Below are 2,577 nucleotides of genomic sequence, written 5' to 3' on the forward strand. Positions count from 1 at the left end.
CTCAACGCGCCATCCAAGTCCTCGACATAACGCTCGATAAAGGGCAACGGGTCGGCAAACATGGTGGCAGATCCTCTTCACGCGAAGACCGCCATTCTCGCCCTTTTTGTCAAGCGGGAAAAACTCGAAGATCGAGTGACATGAAGCGTTTGATCCTTGCGACAGAGTGAGCGTGAAATCAGAATGCGTCACGCGCGTTGACGAACCACGGACGCCCGGCGCGCGGCAAGCCATCCGCCAGCCAACGCGCTCGGTTCGCTTGAGCGGTATCGTCCGTTATATATTTATATAACTGCGATCTGTAAAGTTGTGCAGACAGAAACCGTCTCTCCCCAATGATTAAAGCAAAAAAATGCCACTTTTAATAATCTCTATAACTTATTGTTAGTATAGAAAATAATTGATTAGATCGAGGCATGATTCGCCAATCGCCAGGTGAAATGACGCAAACGCGACATTCTACGTTATATAAATTTGTAGATGACGAGACATCGCTTCGAGCCGCGACGCCCGTCCGCGAGACCAGGGGCGCGTCGCCAACACCGGATCGGCTTGCGGTGGCGAGGATCGCCCTGGGGACAACATTGCAGGTGTCGCACACTGAGTCGCCCATCTCGCACCCAAGGCTGGCGGCAAGATCCTTGGCGACCAGAGCGGTTACGGCCGGTCTGGCGGGCAGGCGCGGACAACTTTGGCGTTGACCGCGCCCTCGTGGAGCGGCTTGAGGGTGCTCAAGACATGCTTGGGATGTTCCCGGAACCGCGCCCGCAACGGCGCGGGTCGTTGCAAGCGATCCCGGAGGGACCGTCAGCTCCCGAGAATCCAGAGCCCTAGGTTCAGGGTGAAGAAGGACAGCAGGGTCGTGATCAGCAAGGCGGAGGCGCAGAGTTCGCCCAGCCCATAGCGCTGGGCGAGCAGGGGGAAGATGGTGACCATCGGCAGTCCGGACAGGATCAGCGCCGCCTGGGTGATCGTGGGGTCGAAGGGCGGAACCAGGAGCAGCATCAGGAGCACCGCCGCCGGGTGGATCAGCAGCTTGCCAGCGGCGATGGTCAACGCTGGACCCAGGCCGTGTTGGAGCCGTTGTCCGGCCAGGGTTCCGCCGACCGCGAGCAGCGCCACCGCCGCCGCGGAGCCGGCCAGCATGTCGACCGTGCGCCCGAGCAGGGCGGGCAGCCGCCAGCCGAAGGCGGCGAACAGCAGTCCGGCGGCGATCGCCAGCACGATCGGATTGCGGGCGACCTGGAGCACCACCCGGCCCAGGGTCCGCGCCAGACCATGACGGCCCCGGCTGTCATGCAACTCCGCCAGGATCAGGGTCAGCGGCAGAATCAGCAGCACCTCGGTCAGGATCGTCATGGCGACCGCGCTGAGCGCCTCGGCCCCCAGAATCTGCGAGATCAGCGCATAGCCCAGATAGCCGCTGTTCGACATCGAGACGCCCATGCCGAAAAAGGCATTGTCCAGCGGATGCGTGCGCCGCGCGACGGCCGCCGCCGTCAGCCCGATCGCGTAGGCGATCAGCGAACCGCCGACATAGGCGAGCAGAAACGCGGGAACGATGAGTTGATCCAGCGGACGCTGGGCCAGCGTATTGAAGAGCAGCGCCGGCAGGGCGAAGGAGAGCGCATAGCGGCCCATGGCGAGCGCGCCCTCGCGCGGAATCCAGCCCGCCCGCACCGCCGCGAATCCAAGCGCGATCAGCAGGAAGATGGGCGAGGTGACGGAGACGATGGCGAGCAAAACGGAGGCGTCCTGGACAGGTTGGCGGGCGGGTGAAGGTGGCGATAGTACGCCCCGCCGGGTCGTCGGCGTGAGTGGGAACACATCCGTTTGCACGGTTTGGCGAACCCGTCAACCGAACCATGGCAGTCAGCCGCCAGCCGTTATTTTGCCGAGGTTTTCGCTGATCGACGCGGCCCCCGCTGGTTGACCTGACACGCCAAGCGCGATGGCCAAGTGCCTGATTCAAACCAGCAGGCCGCTGGAGGCTGGAAGCTCTTTTCGGGCTTAACCAAGCTATTCGCTAGGAAATATCCACGGCCTGTACGTGGTATTCCTTGTCTTTTACTTTGTTATAGCTATTCTCGATTGCGTGGGCAGCCTGTCCACTCTCTCAATCGACAACATGCACAAACAGGTGAATGTCATGACTCAAGAAGTGACGCGTAAAAACGAGCGCAAAGCCTTCTGGTTAATGGTTGCGATTTGCCTTGTCCCGCTGATCCCCTACGCACTGCGCGGCGGTTCCTGAAGTCGCGCGCTGATTTAAAGCGTTGCTTCCGGTAAAAGCTTCCCCGGAAATCGCCTAAGCGAAGCCGTTCGTGGTGAGCCCTGAGCGAAGCCGAAGGGTTGAACCATGAACGGCGTCGCTAATGGCAATGACGTGTTCCGCACGGCTTGCGGGTCACCCCGCAAGCCCCCCGCTCCGGAAATCCCGCTTACGACCGTTCGTTCAACCACTTGCCGATGGCGGGCGTGACTTCCTTCTGCGCCTTGCCGCTGACATAGATGCCGATATGGCCGCCGGGGAAGGCGAGTTCGGTGTAGTCCTCGCTGCCCACCAAACCCTTCATC

1 protein-coding gene and 1 pseudogene are annotated in these 2,577 nt (G+C 61.2%); both read right to left on the bottom strand.

What is annotated here, in order from left to right:
* Positions 1 to 807: 807 nt before the first annotated feature.
* Entirely contained in the window at positions 808 to 1,743 is a 936-nt protein-coding gene (locus QZY07_RS20195; RefSeq protein ID WP_295406502.1) for an AEC family transporter, read from the bottom strand.
* A gap of 698 nt (positions 1,744 to 2,441) precedes the next feature.
* Positions 2,442 to 2,577, bottom strand: a pseudogene (locus tag QZY07_RS20200) (class III poly(R)-hydroxyalkanoic acid synthase subunit PhaC); the annotation flags it as partial.

Origin of the sequence: uncultured Thiocystis sp. (assembly GCF_903866365.1) — a bacterium.
Classification (GTDB): Bacteria; Pseudomonadota; Gammaproteobacteria; order Chromatiales; family Chromatiaceae; genus Chromatium.